Source organism: Mycobacterium sp., assembly GCF_036488105.1.
In the GTDB taxonomy this organism is placed as follows: domain Bacteria; phylum Actinomycetota; class Actinomycetes; order Mycobacteriales; family Mycobacteriaceae; genus Mycobacterium.
In genome coordinates this window covers 1-23041 of record NZ_DASXHW010000295.1, presented here as the reverse complement: position 1 = coordinate 23041, position 23041 = coordinate 1, and the positions used below count along the sequence as shown (strand labels likewise).

18 protein-coding genes are annotated in these 23041 nt (G+C 67.4%); 11 read left to right on the top strand and 7 right to left on the bottom strand.

What is annotated here, in order from left to right; genetic code table 11:
- Nucleotide 1 precedes the first annotated feature (1 nt).
- The 5 genes from VGH54_RS15410 to nirD all read left to right on the top strand — a co-directional run bounded on the left by VGH54_RS15410 (nt 2) and on the right by nirD (nt 9405).
- Complete coding sequence (locus VGH54_RS15410) at nt 2–415, top strand: pyridoxamine 5'-phosphate oxidase family protein (RefSeq protein ID WP_331512915.1); 414 nt, start codon at nt 2–4, stop codon at nt 413–415.
- A gap of 174 nt (nt 416–589) precedes the next feature.
- Nucleotides 590–4612 carry a bifunctional nitrate reductase/sulfite reductase flavoprotein subunit alpha gene (locus VGH54_RS15405; RefSeq protein ID WP_331512914.1) on the top strand — a complete coding sequence of 1341 codons (4023 nt, stop codon included), beginning with the start codon at nt 590–592 and terminating at the stop codon, nt 4610–4612.
- The gene (locus VGH54_RS15400; protein WP_331512913.1) at nt 4609–6348 is read left to right on the top strand and encodes an NTP transferase domain-containing protein; all 1740 of its coding nucleotides are present in this window, start codon (nt 4609–4611) and stop codon (nt 6346–6348) included. Before VGH54_RS15405 ends, VGH54_RS15400 begins: the two co-directional genes overlap by 4 nt.
- 119 nt (nt 6349–6467) lie before the next feature.
- Entirely contained in the window at nt 6468–8999 is a 2532-nt protein-coding gene (nirB, locus tag VGH54_RS15395; protein WP_331512912.1) for a nitrite reductase large subunit NirB, read from the top strand.
- Nucleotide 9000: 1 nt separating this feature from the next.
- Nucleotides 9001–9405: a nitrite reductase small subunit NirD gene (nirD, locus tag VGH54_RS15390; RefSeq protein ID WP_331512911.1), complete on the top strand. Its 405-nt coding sequence runs from the start codon at nt 9001–9003 to the stop codon at nt 9403–9405.
- A gap of 3 nt (nt 9406–9408) precedes the next feature.
- Here nirD and VGH54_RS15385 read toward each other — a convergent pair whose 3' ends face one another.
- Both VGH54_RS15385 and VGH54_RS15380 read right to left on the bottom strand, forming a co-directional pair.
- Nucleotides 9409–10131, bottom strand: coding sequence for a sirohydrochlorin chelatase (locus VGH54_RS15385; protein ID WP_331512910.1), 723 nt, complete (start codon nt 10129–10131; stop codon nt 9409–9411).
- Entirely contained in the window at nt 10128–11276 is a 1149-nt protein-coding gene (locus VGH54_RS15380) for a uroporphyrinogen-III synthase (RefSeq protein ID WP_331512909.1), read from the bottom strand. The genes VGH54_RS15385 and VGH54_RS15380 overlap by 4 nt, the downstream gene beginning before the upstream one ends.
- 367 nt (nt 11277–11643) lie before the next feature.
- Here VGH54_RS15380 and VGH54_RS15375 point away from each other — a divergent pair, with 367 nt between their 5' ends.
- Genes VGH54_RS15375 through VGH54_RS15365 form a run of 3 tightly spaced genes read left to right on the top strand, consistent with a single transcriptional unit; the run spans nt 11644 to nt 13332 of the window.
- Nucleotides 11644–12069 (top strand): group 1 truncated hemoglobin, encoded by a 426-nt coding sequence (locus VGH54_RS15375; RefSeq protein ID WP_331512908.1) that lies wholly within the window; start codon nt 11644–11646, stop codon nt 12067–12069.
- A 27-nt stretch (nt 12070–12096) separates the two neighbouring features.
- A complete protein-coding gene (locus VGH54_RS15370) occupies nt 12097–12852 on the top strand; it encodes a class I SAM-dependent methyltransferase (RefSeq protein ID WP_331512907.1) in 756 nt (251 codons plus the stop codon).
- Nucleotides 12853–12885: 33 nt separating this feature from the next.
- Entirely contained in the window at nt 12886–13332 is a 447-nt protein-coding gene (locus VGH54_RS15365; RefSeq protein ID WP_331512906.1) for a hypothetical protein, read from the top strand.
- Here VGH54_RS15365 and VGH54_RS15360 read toward each other — a convergent pair.
- Together VGH54_RS15360 and lspA are read right to left on the bottom strand one after the other, a co-directional pair.
- Nucleotides 13329–14255, bottom strand: coding sequence for an RluA family pseudouridine synthase (locus VGH54_RS15360; protein ID WP_331512905.1), 927 nt, complete (start codon nt 14253–14255; stop codon nt 13329–13331). The two genes, VGH54_RS15365 and VGH54_RS15360, sit on opposite strands and share 4 nt — an antisense overlap.
- Nucleotides 14252–14914: a signal peptidase II gene (gene lspA, locus VGH54_RS15355; RefSeq protein ID WP_331512904.1), complete on the bottom strand. Its 663-nt coding sequence runs from the start codon at nt 14912–14914 to the stop codon at nt 14252–14254. Before lspA ends, VGH54_RS15360 begins: the two co-directional genes overlap by 4 nt.
- Nucleotides 14915–14972: 58 nt before the next feature.
- Here lspA and VGH54_RS15350 point away from each other — a divergent pair, with 58 nt between their 5' ends.
- Nucleotides 14973–15908 carry an asparaginase gene (locus tag VGH54_RS15350; protein ID WP_331512903.1) on the top strand — a complete coding sequence of 312 codons (936 nt, stop codon included), beginning with the start codon at nt 14973–14975 and terminating at the stop codon, nt 15906–15908.
- On the opposite strand, the gene VGH54_RS15345 is transcribed toward VGH54_RS15350, so the two are convergent.
- Nucleotides 15873–17258 carry a DNA polymerase IV gene (locus VGH54_RS15345; protein WP_331512926.1) on the bottom strand — a complete coding sequence of 462 codons (1386 nt, stop codon included), beginning with the start codon at nt 17256–17258 and terminating at the stop codon, nt 15873–15875. The genes VGH54_RS15350 and VGH54_RS15345 overlap by 36 nt on opposite strands.
- Before the next feature lie 204 nt (nt 17259–17462).
- Between VGH54_RS15345 and VGH54_RS15340 the strand changes: the two genes are divergently transcribed.
- Nucleotides 17463–18089 (top strand): hypothetical protein, encoded by a 627-nt coding sequence (locus tag VGH54_RS15340; protein ID WP_331512902.1) that lies wholly within the window; start codon nt 17463–17465, stop codon nt 18087–18089.
- A 34-nt stretch (nt 18090–18123) separates the two neighbouring features.
- Here the strand turns inward: VGH54_RS15340 and ileS are convergent, their stop codons facing one another.
- Both ileS and VGH54_RS15330 read right to left on the bottom strand, forming a co-directional pair.
- Nucleotides 18124–21240, bottom strand: coding sequence for an isoleucine--tRNA ligase (gene ileS, locus VGH54_RS15335; protein ID WP_331512901.1), 3117 nt, complete (start codon nt 21238–21240; stop codon nt 18124–18126).
- Between the two features lie 289 nt (nt 21241–21529).
- The gene (locus tag VGH54_RS15330) at nt 21530–22336 is read right to left on the bottom strand and encodes a thioesterase family protein (protein WP_331512900.1); all 807 of its coding nucleotides are present in this window, start codon (nt 22334–22336) and stop codon (nt 21530–21532) included.
- A gap of 153 nt (nt 22337–22489) precedes the next feature.
- Between VGH54_RS15330 and VGH54_RS15325 the strand changes: the two genes are divergently transcribed.
- Nucleotides 22490–23041, top strand: a 552-nt coding sequence (locus tag VGH54_RS15325; RefSeq protein WP_331512899.1) for a lipase family protein, incomplete at its 3' end; no start/stop codon positions are given.

Genomic DNA, 23041 nt, shown 5'->3' with positions numbered 1-23041 from the left:
GATGAGCACCAAGTCCCGGAAGAAGGTCGACTTCCAACGCCTGGCCGCCGCATTGGACGACTATCGGTTTGCCTACCTCGTCACCGTCAATGACGACTACCGGGTGCACACCGTGACCGTCGAGCCCTGTCTGCGTGAGCACGTCCTGGAGGTCGGGGTTATCGGCGGGCAAACCCGCGAGAACGTCGAAGGCCGCAGCGACGTCACACTTTTGTGGCCACCAAGTGAGCCGGGTGGCTATTCGCTCATCGTCGATGGCCGGGCCGCAATCGCCGATCCGACCGACTCCGATGACGACGGCGCCGCGCTCCGGGTGGTACCGACCCGCGCACTGCTGCACCGCAATGCCGACCCGAACACTCCCGGATCCGCCTCCGGCGGCCTGCACGACTGTGTGGTGTTTTCCACTCCGTGAAGGCATGTGGGCCACTTCACAGCGGTGACCTGCCATTTCACGACCTCACCGCGAACCCGTGGGCAGTGACAGGTCGAGTTGATCCGGGCGTAACCGCAGCGACGGGCGCCGAAACACGTCCGCGCCACCATGGAGTTTCATCGCCGCAGCCGCGGCGGAACTCGAGAAGGCGGTATGACGACGGTCGCCACGGTGTGTGGGTACTGCGGCGTGGGCTGCGGCATGGACCTGAACGTGACCGGCGGAGTGGTCACCAAGGCGACCGGCCGCGCCGACCATCCCGCCAACCGGGGCAGGCTGTGCACCAAGGGCAACACCACCGCGGACATGCTGCGCGCCGGTGGACGGCTGGATAAGGCCCTTCGCCGGCCACAACGCGGCGCCAAACCCGAGCCGATCGCCGTGGACGCCGCGATCGCCCACGTGGCCGCCCGTTTGTCGGCTATCCGTGACGAGCACGGGCCCGACGCAATCGCCCTGTACGTTTCCGGCCAGATGACCACCGAGGCGCAGTACCTGGCCAACAAGCTGGCCAAGGGCTATCTGCGGACCCAGTGGATCGAGTCCAACTCGCGGCTGTGCATGGCCAGCGCCGGGACCGGCTACAAACAGTCGCTCGGATCCGATGGCCCGCCCGGCAGCTACGACGACTTGGACACCGCAGACCTGTTTTTGGTGCTGGGCGCCAACATGGCCGACTGCCATCCGATCCTGTACCTGCGCATGATGGAACGGGTCCGGGACGGCGCGAAGTTGGTGGTCGTCGATCCCCGGCGCACGGCCACCGCGGCCAAGGCCGACCTGCATCTGCCGGTCCGCCCCGGCACCGATTTGGCTTTGTTGAACGGTCTGCTGCGGCTGGTGCGTGATGCGGGCGGGGTGGACACCGAGTTCGTCGCCGCATTTACCGAGGGCTGGGAGCCGCTGGACGCCCTGCTCGACGAGTATCCGGCCGATCTGGTGGCCGACATCACCGGGCTGGACGAGGCGGATCTGCGGACCGTCGCGGAGTTGATCTGCGCAACCAAGAACTGGGTGAGCCTGTGGACCATGGGGCTGAACCAGTCCACCCACGGAACCTGGAACACGAACGCGTTGTGCAATCTGCACCTCGCGACCGGCGCGATATGTCGTCCGGGCGCTGGCCCATTCTCGTTGACCGGTCAGCCGAATGCGATGGGCGGCCGGGAAATGGGATACATGGGCCCGGGGCTGCCCGGGCAGCGGTCGGCATTGGATCCCGACGACCGGGCCTTCGTCGAGGCTCGTTGGGGGCTGGAGCCCGGCACGATTCGCGCCGAAGGAGGTACCGGTACCGTCGACATGTATCGGCGGATGGCCGACGGCGAGATCCGGGCGGCGTGGATCATCTGCACCAATCCCGTTGCATCCGTGGCGAATCGGGCCTCAGTGATCGCGGGCCTGCAACGGGCCGAGCTGGTGGTGGTGGAGGAGGCTTTCGCCGGCGCGGAGACCGCCGAATACGCCGACGTGGTGCTGCCCGCCGCGCTGTGGGCCGAAGCCGACGGCGTGATGGTCAACAGCGAGCGCACCCTCACACATTGCGGAGCCGCGATGAACCCGCCGGGCGACGCCGCCCCGGACTGGCAGCTGATCTGCCGGGTCGCCACCGCGATGGGCTACCAGGGATTTGAGTTCGACTCCGCCGCCGATGTTTTCGATGAACTGGCCGGCTTTCACAATCCCCGCACCGGCTGGGATCTGCGCGGCGTAGATCACGAGCGGCTGCGCCGCGGCCCGGTCCAGTGGCCCGCCGCACCCGGCGGCGACGACCGCAACCCGATCCGCTACCGAAACGACGGCGTCAGCCAGGACCTGCATACCGCTGACGACGGCACCGTTCCGGCCCTGGCCTTCCCGACCCCGAGCCGGCGCGCGCGGTTCCTGCCGCGGCCCCATCTCCCCGCGGCCGAGCTGCCCGACGACGACTTCCCGATGGTGTTCACCACCGGCAGGCTGGCGCACCAATGGCACACGATGACCAAGACTGGGCGCGTCGCCAAACTCAACAAACTCAACCCCGAACCGTTCCTTCAGTTGCACCCCGAGGACGCCGACCGGCTCGGAGTACGCGACGGCGACCGGGTCGAGATCCGTTCCCGCCGCGGCCGAGCCGTGCTTCCGGCGACTGTGGACGATGCGGTACGCCCGGGCGTGTGCTTCGCGCCGATGCATTGGGCCGACGCGTTCGCTCCCGACGTCGCCATCAACGCCGTCACCAACGACGCGGTCGACGCCGATTCGCTGCAGCCCGAGTTCAAGGTCTGCGCCGTCGCCGTCACCGCGATCGAAACCGACACTGCTCCAGCCGAACTCACTCCCCAGCAAGCGCGTGCGCCGGTCGAGGCGCTCGCTGCCGTGCTGGACACTCTGCCCTCGTCGGCGACGCTCACCGCCGACGAACGGCTGTTCCTGTCCGGCTTGATGGCCGGTATTCGCGCAAATCCACCCACCGACCAGCTTCCGTTGCTGCCCGCGGTGACGCCGCTGTCACCGGGCAATCGGGTATGGATCGACGGCGTGCTGGCCGGCATTTTCTCCCGCTCCGCGATACCGGCGGCATCCCAACCCGGCCGCGTCGCCGGCCAGCCGATAACGACGGTGGTGTGGGCATCGCAGACCGGCATCGCCGAGGAGTTCGCCGCCACCTGCGTCGAACAGCTCAACGCCGCCGGCATTGCGGCGCGTGCGCGTGGAGCCGAAGAAGTCGCGGTCGCCGATCTCACCGGCACCCTGCTGTTCGTGGTGTCCACCACGGGCGATGGCGATCCCCCGGACAACGGCATCGCGCTGTGGGACGCGTTGGCCGCCGCCGAACCCGGCGACCTCGACGACCTCAGGTTCTCGGTTCTCGGATTCGGCGACTCGTCGTACGCCGAGTTCTGCGGCTTCGCCCGCAAGCTCGATGCCCGGCTCGAGTACCTCGGCGCGCAGCGCATCGTGGACCGCGCCTTGTGCGAACCGGACTTCGAAGCGACCGCACAAGCCTGGACCGGTCGGGTCACCGCAGCGCTGAGCGACCGTGATCCTGAGCCGGTTGCATCGAAACCATCTGCACACCAGTCATATTCGCGAGCCAGCCCGCTTCGGACCACAATCATCAGCAACGTCGCACTGTGCGGTGCGGGGTCCGATAAGGACGTCCGCAGCATCGGATTCCAGCTGCCACCGGGGACGCTGGAGTACGAGGCCGGCGACGCGCTCGGCGTGTGGCCCTACAACGCGCCCGAATCCGTCGCCGAGTTCCTCGAGCTGACCGCCCTGGACGGCGCCGTCGAGATCGCTGTCGGCGAGCAGACGATGCCCCTTGCCGACGCGCTGCACCGGCGACTGGATATCACCCGCATCACGCCGGACCTGTTGCGGTTCGTGCACGAACGGCATCCGGCCGACGATCTAAAGGCCGCCATAGACGACTCCCCCCACTTTGCCGAATGGGCGTGGGGGCGCCAAACTCTGGACCTGTTGACCAGTCACCCGGTCAAAGCCGGACTCGACGAGTGGCTGGACGTGCTGCGACCGTTGGCGCCGCGGCTGTACTCGATCTCGTCGAGTCCGCTCGAGGACCCGACCCGGGTGCACATCACCCCCGGAATCGTGCGCTTCGAGTCGTCGGCCGGCACCGCGCGCCAGGGCGTGTGCTCCGGCCATCTCGCCAGGCTCGAACTCGGCGCCGAGATAGATATTTTCATCCAGCGCAACCATCGTTTTCGTCCGCCGCAAGATCCGGATGCGCGAACGATCATGATCGGGCCCGGTACCGGGATCGCGCCATTCCGCGGATTCCTGCACGACCGCGCGGCTCGCGGTCATACCGGCGCCAACTGGCTGTTCTTCGGCGAGCGTCACGAAGCCACCGAGTACTATTACCGCGATGAGCTGGACGCATTCGCCCAGTCTGGTGTGTTGACCCGGATCGACACCGCGTTCTCCCGCGACGGTGCCAGCAAGCTCTACGTCCAGGACCGGATGCTGGAGCATGCCACCGATCTGTGGAAGTGGATCGCCGACGGCGCATACGTGTACGTCTGCGGCGACGCCGCGCGGATGGCCCGCGACGTCGACGAGACGCTACGCGGCATCATCGCTCAGCAGAGCGGTCGCAGCCCGAAAAGCGCCGCGACGTATCTACAGGCGATGTCGGCCGAGCGACGCTACCTGCGGGACGTCTATTGAGCACCACCACCGCCGCCGACCGCCTCGCCCCGAACGCCGCGAGCCGCCGGCCGCTGCGGGCCATCGTTCTTGCCGGGGGTGCGTCGAAACGCCTGGGCGCTGACAAGCCCGAGCAGCGGATCGGCGGACGACGGTTGCTCGACATCGCCTTGGCTGCGGTGGCAGACGCCGACGCCGTTGTCGTGGTGGGCCCACCGCGCGATGTGCCGGCCGGGGTCGTCGTGGTGTGCGAAGAGCCGCCCGGGCGCGGTCCGGTCGCCGCGCTCGCCGCCGGCTTCGCCGCGCTGCCGGTAGGTCCGGCCGACATCGTGGTGCTGCCTGCCGACCTGCCGCGTATCACTCCGACCGCCGTCACGGCCCTGGCCACGGCCCGCGGCGGCGCGCCGGTCGCCCTCGCGGGCGACGACGACGGGCATCGCCAATACCTCACTGCGGTGTGGGATTCGGCCGCGTTGGCAACAGCCCTGACCGCCCATCCGTCGCGAATGCGAGACCTGTTGCCGGGCAACGCGGTGACGTGTCGGATAACTGATGTCGACGACGTCGACACCCCCGAGCAACTCGCCGCGGCGCGGGCCCGCGCCGACCGGACACCCGACGCTGTCCGTGGCGTGGTGCGCGGGACCATCGCGCCGTTACCCGCCGTCGAGCGGGGCGTCGAAGCCGCCGTGGGCGCGGTGCTCGCCGAACCCCTCACGGCCACAACACCGTTTCCGCCGTTCGATGCGTCCGCGATGGACGGCTGGGCAGTCGCGGGTCCCGGTCCGTGGATCCCTCAGGACGACACCGTCGCGGCCGGAATGCGCAGCGGCGCACTAGTCGACGGGCATGCCCGTCGCATCGCCACCGGAGCCCGCCTGCCCGCCGGCACGCAACGGGTGATCCGCGACGAGGAGGTCGACGCGACCGGAGATCTGGTCTACCCGTGCGCTTGCGGACCTGCGGCCCGCGACGACACCCGTCGCTCTGGAAGCGAGTGGACGGCTGGCGCACCGCTTGCCTCGACGGGCACGAGGGTGGACGAAGCCGTGGCGTCGTTGGCCCGTTCGGCCGGCGCCGAGCGGCTCGTGGTGCGCGGGCCGGTCAGGGTCGCGGTCCATAGCACGGGTGACGAAATTGCCTCCGGTGCAACAGTTCACGACCCGGCGAAACCACTGCTGCCCGAAACAGCCGCCGCGCCGGTCACCGCCCAGCTACGAAGCTTGGGCGCCGTCGCCGACACCGGGGCGCATCTGCCCGACGATCCCACCACACTTCAGTCCGCGCTGACCGGTGCCGCGGACCTGGTGGTCATCATCGGCGCCACCGGCCGCGGGGTCGCCGATCACCTGCGCGCGGCGATCGCCCGGGCCGGCGGTTGTGTGGTCGTCGACGGGGTCGCCATGCGGCCGGGCGGCTCGGTTCTGCTCGCGACACTGCCAGGCGCTCGGCCCCGTGTGCTGCTCGGGGTCGGCGGCAACCCGCTTGCCGCGGTCGCGGGCGTGGCCTTGCTGGGTCCCGCCATCATCGACGCCTTGACCGAGGCCGCGACCGCTGCGGTCGAGTTGATCTCCGTGCGCGGCATGCCCCGAACGGATCGGTGGCGAGTGGTTCCCGTCGAACCCGACGGCGCCGGCGCGTGGGTGGCGCCGAAACACGCCGCGACATCGCATCTCGCGGCGATGGTCGGCCGACGCGGCCTGGCCCTGATTCCGCCCGCTTCGCCGGACGGAGCGCTGGTCGAGCGGCTCCGCTGACCCCTCACGCGCACACCTCCTGCGACGTGAGAAAGGCGTGACGACGCGGCAACCGTGCGCGACGCCGCCGCAATACGGAGCTTCTAGCGTCGATCTCGCCGACGGGAAGGAGCGCAGTAGTGCGTCAATGCACAGTGGCGGTGATCGGGCACGGCATGGTGGGGCACCGATTCGTCGAGGCCCTGCGGGCGCGCGACACCGACGGCGCCTGGCGAATCGTGGTGTTCGGCGAGGAGGCCGATGCCGCCTACGACCGGGTCGGTTTGTCGTCCTACGTGGGCGCCTGGGACCGCTCGCTGCTCGCGCTCACCGGCAACGACTACCGCGACGACCATCTCGTCGAACTTCGCCTCGGCAACGCGGTGACCGCCATCGATCGGGATGCCAAGCGCCTCACCGCCGCCGATGGCTCCGAACTGGACTACGACGCAGTGGTATTGGCCACCGGCTCTTACCCATTCGTCCCACCGGTGCCCGGCAAGGACTCGGCCGGCTGCCACGTCTACCGGACACTGGACGATCTAGATGCGATCCGCACCGACGCCGAGGCGGCATTGGCCTGCGACCCTGAGGCCGTCGGCATTGTCGTCGGTGGCGGGCTGCTCGGCCTGGAGGCCGCCAACGCGTTGCGACTGCTCGGAATACGGCCGCACGTAGTCGAATTCGCGCCACGCCTGATGCCGCTACAGGTCGACCAGGCCGGGGGCGAGCACTTATTGCGTTCGGTGCGCGGGCTGGGCATCGGCGTCACGGTCGGCGCGGGCACCTCTGCCATCGAGCAGATCGACGAAGGCGCCAATCGGCTGCGCGTGACGCTGAGCAACGACGAGGTGATCGACGCGGCGCTGCTGGTGTTCTCGGCCGGGGTTCGCCCACGCGACGAGTTGGCCAAGTCGGCCGGCCTCGACGTCGGTGAGCGCGGCGGAGTGATGTGCGACTTGAGCTGCGCGACCAGTGATTCCGATATCTATGCCATCGGCGAGGTGGCCGCGATCCAGGGCCGCTGCTACGGCCTGGTCGGGCCCGGGTACACGACCGCCGAAGTCGTCGCCGACCGGCTACTCGGCGGCGACGCGGAGTTCCCCGGCGCCGACCTGTCCACCAAGCTGAAGCTGCTCGGTGTCGACGTCGCCAGCTTCGGTGATGCGCTGGCCGCAACGCCGGGCGCGCTGGAGGTCGTGGTGTCCGACCCGATCGGCGGCACCTACGCCAAGCTGGTGCTCTCCGACGACGCGCAGACCCTGCTCGGCGGCGTCCTGGTCGGCGATGCATCCAGTTACGGTGTGCTGCGGCCGCTGGTCGGCTCGCAGCTGCCCGGCGACCCGGTTGCGCTGATCGCGCCGGTCGGCAGCGGCGACGGGCCCGCGATCGGCGTGGGCGCGCTACCCGGCGAGGCGCAGATCTGCTCGTGCAACAACGTCACCAAGGCGGCCCTGTGCTCGGCCATCGCCGATGGCGCCTGCACGGTAGCCGACCTCAAGGGCTGCACGGCCGCGGGCACCTCCTGCGGATCATGTGTGCCGCTGTTGTCACAGTTGCTCGCCGCCGAAGGCGTCGAAGTCTCGAAAGCGTTGTGCGAGCACTTTTCCCAGTCGCGGACCGAGCTGTTCGAGATTGTGCAGGCCGGCGGCGTCCGAACCTTTACCGGCCTGATCGAGCGTTACGGCATCGGCACGGGCTGCGACATCTGCAAGCCGGCGGTGGCGTCGATCCTTGCCTCCACCAGTTCCGAGCACATCCTCGACGGTGAGCAGGCGTCGTTGCAGGACACCAACGACCATTTTCTGGCGAACCTTCAACGCAACGGCACCTATTCGGTCGTTCCGCGGGTACCCGGCGGTGACATCACACCTGAGCAGTTGATCCTCATCGGTGAGATTGCCCGTGACTTCGGGCTGTACACCAAGATCACCGGCGGCCAACGCATCGACATGTTCGGCGCGACCGTCGACCAGCTCCCGCAAATCTGGCTGAGACTCGTCGAGGGCGGCATGGAATCGGGTCACGCCTACGGAAAGTCGTTGCGCACCGTCAAGAGTTGTGTCGGCACCGATTGGTGCCGCTACGGCCAGCAGGATTCCGTCCAGATGGCGATCGATCTCGAGTTGCGTTACCGCGGATTGCGAGCGCCGCACAAGATCAAGATGGCCGTGTCGGGATGCGCCCGCGAATGCGCCGAGGCCCGCGGAAAAGATGTGGGCGTGATCGCCACCGAGTCGGGCTGGAATCTGTACGTCGGCGGCAATGGCGGCATGACACCTAAACACGCTCAGCTGCTTGCCTCCGACCTCGACAGTGACACCCTGGTGCACTACATCGATCGATTCCTCATGTACTACATCCGCACCGCCGGCCGGCTGCAACGCACCGCGCCGTGGCTCGACGAACTCGACGGCGGGCTCGACCACCTGCGCGAGGTGATCATCGACGACTCACTGGGCCTGGCAGCCGATTTCGAGGCAGCGATGCAACGCCATGTGAATGGCTACGTCTGCGAATGGAAAGCGGTCCTCGACGACCCCGACAAGCTGGCCCGGTTCGTGTCATTCGTCAATGCGCCCGGCGCGCCCGACCCAACCGTCGAATTCACCGAAAAGAACGGGCGCAAGATCCCGGTCCTGATCGGCACGCCCAGTGTGAGGAGCCGCTGAGATGGCAAAGTCATTCGATCTCGGTCGCTGGCGTCACGATTGGACCGCCGCCTGCCCGGCCGACCGCCTACAACCGCTGCGCGGCGTGGCGGTGCTCTTGCCAGACAGCGCACAGGTCGCGTTGTTCCTGTTGGCCGACAACAGTATTCGCGCGGTCGGAAACATCGACCCAATCGGCCGGGCGGCGGTACTGTCGCGCGGTATTGTCGGCGATCGCGGCGGGGTGCCTGTCGTCCAATCGCCGCTGAAGAAACAGGCTTTCAGCCTGCTGGACGGCCGGTGCCTAGACGCCGAGGGGGTGTCGATTCCGGTCTACGCCACCCGAGTCGGCGTGGACGGGACGGTGTGGGTCGCCAACTCTCCCGACATCCGGTTCGGCTACCGTCGCGCCGGCCTGTCCGCCTGACCGTCAGCTAGCCCGGCGCGCAGCGAAGCCCGGCGGAGCGACCAGCCCGGCTTCCCGTCGACGGCGGCAGGCGAGCCGGATCACCGCGGGATGCAGACCCAGCGGCGAGGCCACCAAATCGGCACCCGCCAAGTGCAGACGACTCTGAAATAAGCCGTCCGCCAACAGATATGACGCCACTGCCACCCGACGGGCACCGGACCAACGGGCCTTCGCCACGGCGTCGCGCACCGACGGATAGCCCGACCCGTCGGGGCAGGGCGCGGCGAACGCGATGGATACCCGGTGTCCGACCAACGCGGACAGCGACGCGGCCGTGAACCGCAACTCCCCGCGGGCCCGCGGGTCGCGGGTGCCGGCGGCCACCAGCACCACGTGATCGTCGCGACGCCAGCCGGCGTCGAGCAATCTGCACAGCATCGCGCGGGCCAACTCAGGCGAGGGCCCGAGCGGGCGAGTGACGGTGACGCGCCGATGCTCCGACTCGTCGACGTACCGCGGCACGTCGACGCGAACGTGGTGCCCGCTGGACAGCAGCGCCGGCACGACAACCGTCGGCTCATCGGACAAGGTCCGCAGTACTTCGGCGGGCGTGGGGCCCAGGACGTCGACGAATCCCACCCGCACCGGCTCGTCCAGAACATCGGCCACGGCCGTCGCGAGGCCGCTGATCATCCTGACGCCCATGGGGTTTCGGGTCCCGTGCGCCACCAACAACGTCGTCATTGCGACACCCCGGTGTCGTCGGGCATGAAGTCCACCGCCAGCCGGTAGCCACGTTTGACCGCGGTGGCGATCAACTCCTTGGCCCCGATCGCTGACCGTAGGCGCGCCACAGCGGCCTCGACCACGTGTGGGTCGTCGCCGCCGAGCGCTTCCAGCATGATGTCGCGCGACACCACCGCCCCCGGAGCCGATGCCAGCAGCTTCAACAGAACCAGCGAGTTGGGCGAGAGATCTCGCACGACGCCGTCGACGACGGCGCAGGTAGCCCGCACGCCCAAAGTGTGCCCGGCGACCACCAGATCCGGCTGCCGGCGCGGCAATTCGTCAGCGACCGCACGTGCCAACGCACCGAGTCGCATCCGTTCGGGCTGAACCGACGTCACACCGGCGCTGCACAACGGCCGGGCGGTGACGGGGCCTACGCAGAATGTCGTCACCGTCGAATTCATGGCCCGCCGTACGGCTTCGGCGAGCCGCAGCTCGTCGGCCCGCATCAAGAACGACGCCGCCGCAGGCGCGGATGTGAACGTGATGGCGTCCACTCCGGCGAGTGCGACCTTTTCAATCAGGCCGTCCAGCGCGCCGAGGTGCTCCGGCGGCTCCCACCGATATACCGGCACCGCCACCACGGTGGCGCCGCGTTCGACGAGCGTGTCGACGAATCCCGGTACCGGATCCCAGTCGTCAGTGGCGCCGTGCAGTTGCACCGCAACACGTTTGCCCTTGAGGTCGTCGACGGTCAGGTGGGCGAGCACCTCTTCCGAGGACTCCGAGACCGGTGACCACTCTTCGCGCAGACCGGCCGCGCGCAGAGCGCCGGTGGCTTTGGGTCCCCGCGAGATCACCCGCGCCTTGCCCAATGCCGCCAGCAGTGCCTCTGCCATTCCCCAGCCCTCGGCGGCCTCGACCCAACCGCGAAATCCGATTCCGGTCGTCGCGATGAGGACGTCCGGCGGCGCGTCGATGACGTCTTCGGTGGCGGCGCGCAGTCGCACGTCGTCGGGGAGTGGGACCATGTTCATGGCCGCGGCCGCCACGATGTCCGCCCCGCGACGGCGCAGCATCGTGCTGAACTCATCCACCCGCCGCGACGCGGTGATAGCCACTGTGAACCCCGTCAGCGACGCGGCATCCGGCTCGGTCATACCGTCGCCTCGTCCGATCGCTTCGCCACTTGCCCTGTCCATTCGCCGTGTTGTCTCAAGAACTTATGAGCGTGATGTTGCTCCCCCGATGCCCGCGATGTCGCCGCGATGAATTCGCCCTCACACCTGGCCGCTGGGCAATGTGAGCCGGCAGAAGTAGCAGGTCGCACCGGGTATTAACGAGTACATCCAGCCTCGCCCACGGCATTGTTACTTGCAAATCGTGGGGGTGTTCAATTGCTCACCAAGCGTGCCGCACCGTTGCGAAGTCCCGGTTATGCACGGCAACCGAGTGGTTACCACAGGTAATCGACAGGTGATGGCGGCCTAACGGTCAGGCAATGGCTCGATGGTGAGATTTTCGGCCATGGGAATGCTTTCACTTTTACGCCGGCGCAAGGCAATTCTTCCGGCCGAGCCGACCAGCATCCACGACGCCATCGGCGGCTACGAGGCGATGGAAATCGTCGTCGAGGACTTCTACACCCGGGTGCTTGCCGACGATCAGCTGGCCGGCTTTTTTGCCGGCTCGAACATGAACCGGTTGAAGGGCAAGCAGGTCGAGTTCTTCGCGGCCGCACTCGGCGGCCCGGAACCGTATACGGGCGCGCCGATGAAGCAGGTCCATCAAGGCCGCGGCATCATGATGTCCCACTTCGCTCTGGTGGCAGGGCATCTGGCGGATTCGTTGTCCGCCGCCGGTGTGCCTCCGGCGACGATCGACGACATCATCGGCGCCATTGCCCCGCTGGCCGCCGACATCGCATCGGACCACGCAGCCGCCGGTATCTGATCTTCAGGCGTCGGCGACAATGCAGGGATGAGCCGGTCGTTCGACGAGCTGGTGTCCGAAGCCGCCGCGGCGCCGGTCGACGGCTGGGACTTCTCCTGGCTGGACGGCCGCGCCACCGAGGAACGGCCGTCGTGGGGGTACCAGCGACTGATGAGTCAGCGGTTGGCGACGGTGTCGGCCGCCCTGGACATCGATACCGGCGGCGGCGAGGTGCTGTCCGGCGCGGAGACATTCCCGCCCACGATGGTCGCCACCGAGTCGTGGCCGCCGAACGCGGCGCTGGCCACCCAGCGGCTGCACGCGCGCGGCGTCGTGGTGGTGGCAACCCGCAACCAGGCGTCCCTGCCGTTCGCCGACGAGGCCTTCGACCTGGTGACCAGCCGGCACGCGACGGTGGTGCGCTGGCACGAGATCGCCCGAGTGCTGCGGCCCGGTGGCGGCTACCTCGCGCAGCAGATCGGGCCCGCGACGATGTCGGAGCTGTACGAATATTTCCTCGGACCGCAGCCACACAAATGGGCCGAGCTGCAACCGGAAACCCAAACCACCCATGCCGAAGCCGCCGGTCTGCAGGTGGTCCAGATGCGGATGGAACGCCTTCGGGCGGAGTTCTTCGATATCGGCGCGGTGATCTACTTCCTGCGCAAGGTGATCTGGACGGTGCCGGACTTCAGCGTCGAGCGCTATCACGAACGGCTGCGCGAGATGCATGAGCAGATCGAGTCCGACGGCCCGTTCGTCGCGCATTCGACGCGGTTGCTTGTGGAGGCCCGTAAGCCATAGCGATCACCGCGCTTGAATGAAACGATCAGCAGTATGAGCATGGCGGGAATGGGCCTGATGGGTTTGGTGGCAGGTGCGTCGACCGCTGGCGTCATGGGGGTCGTGAGACTGATGGGCGACACCTGGTTGCCGCGGCTGGCGGCAAGCTCTGAGCAGAAACACCAGATGATGTCCAACCTGCACTTACAGCGGCACGGCTCGGTCCAAAGCTGGCGAGCCGGCTTGGCGAATGCCCGGGATACCTATCGCCAATGGGCTGCCGGACCTCGAGACCACGACCCGCCCAACGCCGTCGGCGACGAGTGGTTCGAAGGGCTGCGACCACACCTACCCAGCACGGGGGAAGCTGCCAAATTCCGCACCGCTCTCGACGTCAACTGCGACAACCCCACTGTGGCGCTGCTGTCGCTGGAGATCGGCCGGATCGAACGAGAATGGGTCAACGATGCGAGGAGCTATCCGCGCCGAGCCCGAAACTAGCCGTCGGCCCGCAACACGTCCAGCGCGTGTTGCAGATCCGGCGGATAAGGGCTGACGATCTCCATCTGCCGCCCGTCGCCAGGATGGGTAAAAGACAGCGACCGGGCATGCAGCCATTGACGTTCCAGCCCAAGCTTTTTCGCGAGTGTCGGGTTTGCGCCGTAGGTCAGGTCGCCGCAGCAGGGATGGTGCAGCGCCGCGAAGTGCACCCGAATCTGGTGTGTGCGGCCGGTTTCCAGGTGTACATCGAGCAAGCTTGCGGCGACGAACGCTTCGACGGTGTCGTAGTGGGTCAGGCTGTGCCTACCGCCGGATGTGACGGCGAATTTCCAGTCGTGGCCCCGATGACGGCCAATCGGTGCGTCGATGGTGCCGCTGGACGGATCCGGATGTCCTTGCACCAGAGCGTGATAACGCTTGTCGACGGTGCGCTGCTTGAACGCCCGCTTCAGCAGGGTGTACGCCCGCTCGGAAATCGCAACGACCATGACTCCGGAGGTACCGACGTCGAGGCGATGCACGATGCCCTGCCGCTCGTGCACCCCGGAGGTGGTGATCCGGTAGCCGGCCGCGGCCAGCCCGCCGAGCACCGTCGGCCCGGTCCAGCCCACCGATGCGTGCGCGGCGACCCCGGCCGGCTTGTCGACGGCGACGATGTCGTCGTCGGAGTACAGGATCGTCATGCCCTCGATCTCGACGGGCGTGTTCTCCAGCGTCGCGGGCGGCTCGGGCAGCCGAACCTGAAGCCACGCCCCCGCGGTCAGGTGGTCCGACTTGCCGGCCGGCACCCCATCCAGCTCGACTCCGCCGTCTGCGGCCAGCGCCGCGGCCGCCGTGCGCGACACCCCGAGCAGCCGCGCCACCCCGGCATCGACGCGCATCCCCGCGAGGCCCTCGGGCACCGGCATCGACCGATCGGTCATTGACTCTCGTCGACGTCTTCGGCGGGCTCATCGGCCGCGTCATCGGCCTTCCACCGGCGCCGCTCCTCCGCATCGCTCCGCTCTGCATCGTCGTCGGCGCGGCGGCGGCCGACGGTGTCGAAATCGAAGCCGAGCGCCGACAACGTGACGAGAAGAATTGCTCCACCGACCACCGATGGGTCGGCGACGTTGAACACCGGCCACCACCCGATCGACAGGAAGTCCACGACGTGCCCGCGCAGCGGTCCGGGTGAACGGAAGAACCGGTCGACCAGGTTTCCCATCGCGCCGCCCAGGATCATCCCGAGGCCGACAGCCCACCACGGCGACACCAACCGGCGTCCCATCCAGAAAATCCCGACCACGACGGCGCTCGCGATCAGCGTCAGCATCCAGGTGTAGCCGGTGGCCATCGAGAACGCGGCCCCGGAGTTGCGGACTAAAGTCCAGGTCACGGTGTCGCCGACGATCGGCACGGGCTGGCCGGGCGTCAGCAGCTTGACCGCCAGCACCTTGGTGACGATATCCAGGGCGAGCACGACCGCCGCGATCGACAACAGCAGCGGCTGCCGCCTCCGAGGGGTCTGCGATGCCTCGGCTTCTCCGGCCGTATCGGCCTCGGTCACCGGCTCCGCCGAGCCCGTTGGTTGGTCCGTCACGCCTCCATCATCCACTAGACGTGCGCCGGAGACCCGCCGCGCCCGGGCGCGGCGCGCGATGCGGGATGATCTCACGGTGAGCCGAGTGACGGTCATCGCGACCGGCGGGACGATCTCCAGTACCGCCGCGGCCGACGGAGTGTGGCGGCCGACGCGCGGTGGCGCGGAGTTGGCCGCCGGCCTCGACGTCGATGTCGTCGACGTGATGGCCAAGGACAGTTCGCAGTTGATCCCGTCCGACTGGGATGTGATCGGTGCGGCGGCGCGCAGGGCGGCCGGCGGCGGCGCCGAAGGTGTGGTCGTGATGCACGGCACCGACACCCTCGAGGAGACGGCGCTGTGGCTGGATCTCACCTACGGCGCCGCAGTCCCGCTGGTGATCACCGGCGCTATGCGCAGCGCCGACGCGCCGGACGCGGACGGGCCGGTGAATCTGCGCGACGCGGTGTCGGTGGCCTCGGATCCCGGTGTCCGCGATCTCGGGGTGCTGGTGTCATTCGCCGGGCGGATATTGCAGCCGTCCGGCCTGCACAAGGTGGCGATCGCTCACGCGTTCGCTGGTCAGTTACTCGGCAGCGTCAACGGCGGGGTGACGATCACGCGGACCAAGACTCGTCCCTTCCTCGGCGAACTCAGCGCGGTAGCAGCACCGCGAGTCGACATCGTCGCGGCGTATCCGGGAGCTGACGCGGCGACGATGGACGCGTGCGTGGCTGCCGGTGCGGGCGGCATCGTGCTCGAAGCGCTCGGTTCCGGTAACGCCCCCGACGCGGTGATCGACGGGGTGCGACGGCACCGCCGCGCCGGTGTGGTGATCGCGGTGTCAACCCGCGTCACCGGCGGACGGGTCAGCCCTGGGTACGGCCCCGGCCACGACCTCGTCGATGCCGGAGCGGTGATGGTGTCGCTGCCGCCGAGTCAGGCGAGGGTGCTGACCATGGCCGCGTTGGCGGCGCGGCTACCCCTGCGCGACGTCATCGGTCGCCTGGGCTGACGAGGTTTCGGCGACCGCGGCAAGGTAGTCGGGCCAGTCGAGGCTGTCGATCGGATTGGCCCGGGTGATGTCATCGGTGTCGGCGGCGAAGGTTCGTGCCGAGCCGGGCCCCGAGCCGCGGGTTTCGAACCGCACGGTGACCACGCCGTGGCCGGCGCCCTGTACCCAGCCGTGCCCCAGCTCCCGATGCGCGACGTCATCTCCCACCCGCCACTCGGTGTCTGTCGTCGCCGGCGCGACCGCGTCCCGCTCGGCGTGCAAGGCGTCGGCTCCCTGATCGGTATCTAACATCGCCAGCTCCAAATCCGGGAACAACGAGTCCTGCCGCACAGTGGTCAGGCCCGAAAAGCCTACGCCCAGTAGGCGAATCGGCCCGATCTGGTGCGGATCGAGCAGCAGCCGCCGAGCCATCGCGGCCAGCGCGGTGGCGTCGGTGGTGGCATACGGCAGGGTTGCTGAGCGAGTCAGGGTGCTCATATCCGATTTTTTCAGCTTGACGGTGACGGTCCGGGCGCCGCGGCCGTCGCGACAGAGTCGTTGGTGCGCATGTTCGGCTATCGGGGCGATCGCCTCGCGTAATTCGTCGAGCGTGGTCAGATCGGTGGCGAAGGTGGATTCGGCGCTGATCTGTTTGGCCACAGCGCGTTCGGCCACTGGGCGGTCGTCGATTCCACGGGCCAGCCGGTGCAACGCGGGCCCGATCGTCGCACCCAGGATGTTGGCCACCTCGGCTTCGCTCAGCGCAGCCAGCTGCCCGATCGTCTCGATTCCCAGCCGATGCAGCTTCTCATTGGCCACCGGGCCGATCCCCCACAGCTTGCGCACCGCCAGGCCGTCCAGTAGCCGCTTCTCGTCGGCACGCCGGATCACTTGGATGCCATCGGGTTTGGCCAGACCGGACGCGATCTTGGCGATCTGCTTGCCCGAACCCGCGCCGACGGACGCGATCAGTCCGGTCTCGTCGCGCACCCGTCGGCGCAACCGCGCGCAGAACTCTTCGACCTCGGTCTCGGATGCGCCGATCAGTTCCGGCGGCTCGCCGAACGCCTCGTCGAAGGAGAGCTGCTCCACGACCGGCACCACGGTCCGCACGGTGTCGAACACCCGGCGGCTGGCGACGCTGTACACCGCGCCGCGCGGCGGCAGCACGACCGCGGTCACACCGATCAGGCGGCGTGCCTGGTGCATCGGCATGGCCGACCGGGCCCCGAATACCCGCGACTCGTAGCTGGCGCCGGCCACCACACCGCGTCCGCCCAGCCCACCGACCAGCACCGGCCGACCCTGAAGTGTGGGCCGGGTGAGTTGCTCGACGGACGCAAAGAACGCGTCCATGTCGAGGTGCAGCACCCAGCGGAAATCCACGGCTACCAGCTTCTCAAATGCCCAAAATGTAGGGAAATCCCTGATTTGGCGATTGATTTCCGACCGTACTGTGACCCGCACGGGTCAACGCGACCCGCAGCCAGTCGACGGTGGAAGCCCACAGACAGGACGTGAAACATGCTCGGTGACCAGGCACGCGTTCTCGCATATGGCGGTGCCGCGGCAGTAATGCTGACAGCACTTAGCCTGTCTTCACAGTCCGAGGTCGCAGCCGACCCGCAGCCGTTCGGACCGGATACCTGTGCCCAGGGATACGTCTGGCGCGAAGCCATCCCGTCCGACCATGTCTGCGTGACACCGGACGTGCGTACCCGCACGCAGCAGGAGAACTCCGCTGCCCCAGGTTTGCGTGATCCCAATGGCGCCTACGGGTCGAACAGTTGCAAACAGGGCTACGTGTGGCGCAACGCGTTCAACGGCGACGCCGTTTGTGTGACGCCGAACATCCGCGACGACGTGGCCGCCGAGAACGCCGCAGCATCGTCACACGTGGCCCAACAGCAGCCGGCCCAACAGCCCGCCCAGCAGTCGGAGATGGTGTGGAAGGCCACCGGACACGGGGACACCTACAACATCGTCATCGACGACGGAAAGACCACCCAGACCCTGAACGCCGAAGCACTTCCGTTCGCCCGAACCGAGGTCATGACAGCCAGTTCCGGGCATGTGTACCAAATCGTGGTGAGCGGCAAAGGCGACGCGAAAGTAGGCTGCGAGATCAGCTACCAGGGCAAAGTCGTGGCCTTACACCCGGTGAACAACTCGGCGGCGCAGTGCGTGTGGAACGCACCCTGACCAGCGGAGTGACAGCGGCGGTGTCGTACTGAGTTCACGCCTTCGCGATCGATACCCGCACACCGTCACCGATTTCCGCAGCGCCGTCGGTCGGATCACCGAATTGGAAGCTGGTGGCCAGGATTTCCCCTGCGATGAGCTCGCGGTGTGCGTCCGCCCAGTCGGCGCGCTGCGTCGGCACCGACATCACTACGCTGATCCGGTCGGAAACATCGAGCCCGGCCGACTTGCGCAGCTCCTGCAGTTCACGGATGCGGTCCTTGGCCCAGCCCTCGGCCTCCAGCTCCGGGGTGACCGTGGCGTCCAGTACCACCAGCCCCGCTCCACCGGGCAACGGCGCGGTGTACTCGGGATCGGCGGCGACCAGCCGCGAGCTGTACTCCTCGGGCAGCAGCACCGCCGGACCGGCGGTCAATGTGCCGTCGGCGTTGACGACGCCCTCGCCGGCCTTGACCGCCTTGATCGCGGCCTGCACATCCTTGCCCAACCGCGGGCCCGCGACTTTGGCGTTGACGGTGAGCTCGAAACGGCCGTAGCCGGCGATGTCGTCGGTCAGCTCCACCGTCTTGACGTTGAGTTCCTCGGCGATCAGATCGGTGAACGGCGCCAATCGCTGCGGATTCTCCACCGCCACAGTCAGCTTCGGCAGCGGCAGCCGTACCCGTAGCTTCTTGGCTTTGCGTAGTGACGACGCCGCCGAGCACACCTCGCGCACCTGGTCCATCGCGGCGGCCAACTCGAGATCCACCGGCAACAGGTCGGCGGCCGGCCAGTCGGACAGATGGACAGAGCGCTCCCCGGTGATCCCCCGCCAGATGATCTCGGTGGTCATCGGCAGCAGCGGCGCCGCTAGCCTCGCGGTTACTTCGAGCGCGGTGTGCAACGTATCGATCGCGTCGGGGTCTTCCTCCCAGAACCGCGAACGTGACCGTCGCACATACCAGTTCGTCAGCGCCTCGGTGAACTGGCGCAACTGCTCGCATGCCCCCGAGATGTCGCAGCCATCCATCGCCGCGGTCAGGTCGTCGCGCAGCACCGCAAGCTTGGCCAGGATGTAGCGGTCCAGGACGTGTGCCGAATCGGCCCGCCAGGTACCGACTTTCGGCGCGTAGAGGGCCAGGAAGCTGTAGGCGTTCCAGAATGGCAGCAGCACTTGGCGCACGCCGTCGCGAATACCCTGTTCGGTCACGATCAGGTTGCCGCCGCGCAGGATCGGCGAGGCCATCAGGAACCAGCGCATGGCATCGGAGCCGTCGCGGTCGAACACCTCGCTGACGTCGGGATAGTTGCGCAGCGATTTGCTCATCTTCTGGCCGTCGCTGCCCAGCACGATCCCGTGCGCCACACAGGTTTTGAATGCCGGCCGGTCGAACAGTGCGGTGGCCAGCACGTGCAGCGTGTAGAACCAGCCGCGGGTCTGGCCGATGTATTCGACGATGAAGTCGCCGGGATAGTGCGTGTCGAACCAGTCCCGGTTATCGAACGGATAATGCACCTGGGCGTAGGGCATTGAGCCGGAGTCGAACCACACGTCGAAGACGTCCGGGATGCGCCGCATCGTCGAACGCCCGCTCGGGTCGTCGGGGTTGGGCCGGATGAGCTCATCGATATAGGGCCGGTGCAGGTTGCCTGGCCGGGTGCCGAAGTCGCGCTCCAGCTCGTCGAGGCTGCCGTAGACGTCGATCCGCGGAAAGGCCGGATCATCGGAGACCCACACCGGAATGGGTGTGCCCCAGTAGCGATTTCGTGAGATCGACCAGTCTCGCGCGCCCTGCAGCCATTTGCCGAACTGACCGTCCTTGACGTGCTCGGGGTACCAGGTGATCTGCTGGTTGAGTTCGACCATGCGGTCCCGGAAGTCGGTGACCTTGATGAACCAGGACGAAACCGCGCGGTAGATCAGCGGATTGCGGCACCGCCAGCAGTGCGGATAGGGGTGGTCGTAGGTCTCCTGCCGGATCAGCACCGCACCGTTGGCGGCGGCCGGACCGGTGTGATTCTTCAAGTCGCGGATGATCTGCTGGTTCGCGTCAAAGACGTGCTGCCCCTGGTAATCCGGAACGGTCACGTCGAATCGGCCTTTGGCGTCGACCGGGGTCACCGGCACGATGCCGGCTTTGTCGGCGGTTTCCTTGTCGTCCTCACCGTAGGCCGGTGCCAAGTGCACGATCCCGGTACCGTCATCGGTCGTCACGAAGTCGGCACTGAGTATCTGAAAAGCGTTGGGCGAGTCCATGAAGTACGGGAACGGCGGCCGATACGGGGTGCCGATCAGCTCGCTGCCCCGGTAGCTGCCCAATACTTCGGGCTCGTCGCCGAGTTCTCGTGCGTAGGCGGCCAATCGGGCCTCGGCCAGCACGACGCGGTGCTCGCCGGCGCGCACCTGCACATAGGTCACGTCGGGGTTGACGGCCACGGCCTGGTTCGACGGCAGCGTCCAAGGCGTCGTGGTCCACACCAGGAGGTGGGCCCCCGCCAAATCGCCTTCTGGGACCGCGAATCCGACCGTCAGGGCCGGGTCTTGCCTGCTCTGGTAAACGTCGTCGTCCATCCGCAGCTCGTGGTTGGACAGCGGTGTCTCGTCGCGCCAGCAATACGGCAGCACGCGATAGCCCTCGTAGGCCAACCCCTTGTCCCACAGCTGCTTGAAAGCCCAGATCACCGATTCCATGTAAGGCAGATCGAGCGTCTTGTAATCGTTGTCGAAGTCGACCCACCGCGCCTGTCGGGTTACATAGGCGCGCCATTCGTCGGTGTACCGCAACACCGATTCGCGGCAGGCGTCGTTGAAGGCGGCGATACCCATTGCGTCGATCTGGGATTTGTCGGTGATGCCGAGCTGCCGCTCGACCTCGAGTTCGGCCGGCAGGCCGTGAGTGTCCCAACCGAAGCGGCGCTCGACTTTGTATCCGCGCATGGTCCGGTACCGCGGGATGATGTCCTTGACGTACCCGGTGAGGAGATGCCCGTAGTGCGGTAGGCCGTTGGCGAAGGGTGGCCCGTCGTAGAACACGTACTCAGGGGCGTCGGCGCGATGGGCGATGCTGGCCTGGAACGTACCGTCGGCCGCCCAGTAGTCGAGGACCTCGAGTTCCAGCGCCGGCAGGTCGGGTGCACCGCCCGCCGGCTTCGGATAGGTTGTCTCGGTCACTGTGCGTCGTCTCCATGTGCCGCTCTCAGGCACGGGGACGACGTCGCGCTGGTGCGCAAGCGCCGCGGTACCACCCCGCTTGCCACGTATCGGCGTGGCCGCTCGTTGTCGGCTGTGACGGGCCTGCCCGTTCGGTTCTACTGGGCCTGCTGAGTGCTACTGCCGGCCGTTCTTCCGAAGGCTCCCCGGTGATGGCCGGATCGACGCCGTGCACGCAATTCTACGGCTCACCGCAAGCCGGACGATCCGGCCCGCTGACTCACCAGAATCAGCGTCAGCCGAACTTCGGTCAGTCCTTGAAGTAGACGATCTGATAGGTGCTCGCCAACAGCACTCCGTCACGGCTCCAAAGCTGCGCGTTCTGGTCGAAGAATCCACGGTCGAATCGGTCAGCGCGCGCTGTTGCCAGAATGTAGTCGCCACCGAGGGCGCCCAAATCTTGACTACCGGCGTGAAAATACGTGGTCATGGAAATGGTGCCGGCGGGCAGTACCCCGCGGCGCAAATACACTCGCGGAAAGAAGATGTCGGACATCGCGGTCAGTGCTGGAAAGTCGACGGGGCGCTGCGCGGCGTCGCGTACCCATAGTGTGGTTGTCGAGGACGAGCCGGTCTGCACGGCCCCACCGGAGAACGAGCCTTCGGCAAAACGCATGTCGTACAAATCAGTCCAAACCGGCAGGTTCTCGCGACTGCTGCGCGAGACCTGCTCCGGTGGCGGCGCAGCTGGTGGTACCGCTTGGGTGTCTGACCAGGTGTCGCGGCGGATCCCGAATATCGCTGTGGCCGTGGTCATGACCGCGCCATCCTGACTGAGTTCGACAATCCAATGTTGATTGGTGCGGTTGGTGCGCGGCGCCCGGCGCGAGATCTCGAAGTCGCCGTCGGCAATGGGCGCGGCGAAATTCACTGTCAGCGCCGCCGGCTCACCCAGACAGTCAGGGTGCACTTCGATGGCGCGCAGCAAGGTCGCGGCGGTGACACCGCCGAAGGGTCCGACCATGTTCTTCCACTCGGGCCGAGTACTACCCCGGACGACATCGTCGTCGACGACCTCGAGAGCAATCGCGCGGTCCAAGGCGTGCGTGTCGGGCATCGATATGACGTCTCCTGAGTTCGGCTCTGCCGCAGCCGGGTTCGCTGTCATCAGCGGTGCGAAAGTGTTTTCGCAGGTTAGCCTACATCTGGCTCAACAAGCATCAAGACAGAGGTTGAGCTCGCGACGCCGAAGTCGGCCTAGACTGCGGCTGTGGCTTTCGACCCGACCTTTGCCCGCGACGTCGCGCTGCCGTTGGCGCAAGCGGCCTACACGGTGATGGGTGGCAACACCGCAACGCTGCCGGCCGGATACAGCCAGACCAGCCTCATCCAGGCGGACGCCGTGATGCTCACCGCGATGACAAACCCGCATCCCGCCGTGACCGCGATGATCAACGACACCAACATCTTCGGGCTGATGGGTCATAACCCGGCTAGTCGCACCGCATTCGTGTCCTTTCGCGGCACAGCCGACCTTGCCGAGTGGGTCGCCGATATCGACGCGATACCCGATGACTACCGTCCGATCAGCGGGTTCGGGCAGGTGCACTCCGGCTTTCAGGACGTCTACCAACTCGTCCGCAACAACATCGCCTCACATCTGGCCGCCGCGGTGGCCGGCTGCGATCAGATCCTGGTCACCGGCCATAGCCTTGGTGCGGCACTGGCCGTTCTCGCGGCGCCTGACATCGCCCAGAACATGCCACCGAACACGATCGAGCCGCGGCTGATCACGTTCGCCGGGCCCCGGGTCGGAGTGAGC